This is a genomic window from Rhizobium sp. 18055, assembly GCF_902706285.1.
Taxonomy (GTDB): domain Bacteria; phylum Pseudomonadota; class Alphaproteobacteria; order Rhizobiales; family Rhizobiaceae; genus Rhizobium.
This window is the reverse complement of sequence record NZ_CACSKD010000313.1, coordinates 1-434: the sequence shown is the minus strand read 5'-3', so window position 1 is coordinate 434 and position 434 is coordinate 1. Positions and strand designations below refer to the sequence as shown.

At 68.4% G+C, this 434-nt stretch carries 1 protein-coding gene; it reads left to right on the top strand.

All coding sequences use genetic code 11. From position 1 onward, the window contains the following. Nucleotides 1–432 (top strand): phage major capsid protein (locus GVL52_RS29290; RefSeq protein WP_160012756.1); only part of this gene is annotated, 432 nt, incomplete at its 5' end. Nucleotides 433–434 lie beyond the last annotated feature (2 nt).

Below are 434 nucleotides of genomic sequence, written 5' to 3'. Positions count from 1 at the left end.
GGTCTTGTTGCTGCCGATCAGGCTGTTGCCACTGGCGGTGGCGTCCTGAATGGTTGGGCGCTGTCCCCGCAGGCTCGCGGCCTGCTGCTGGGCTCGGTGGACGGCCAGGGCCGTCCGCTCTTCATTAACTCGGTGGCGGAGGGTAGCGTCCCGACGCTGCTGGGTGCTCCGGTCCGCACCTCGCGTGCGCTGTACGCGGCTGGCACCCCGGCGACCCTGGGTTACGCGGGCGACTGGACCGCCGCACACTACGGCGTGGTGGAGGACATCCAGCTTTCCATCGCGGATCAGGCGACCATCACGGACACGGACGGCACGCAGCTGAACCTTTGGCAGCGCAACATGTTCGCGGTCCGTGCCGAGTTCGAGGTCGGGTTCCGTGTCCGCGACCTGGCCCGCTTCGCCAAGCTGACCGCGACTGAGCAGGTGTGACC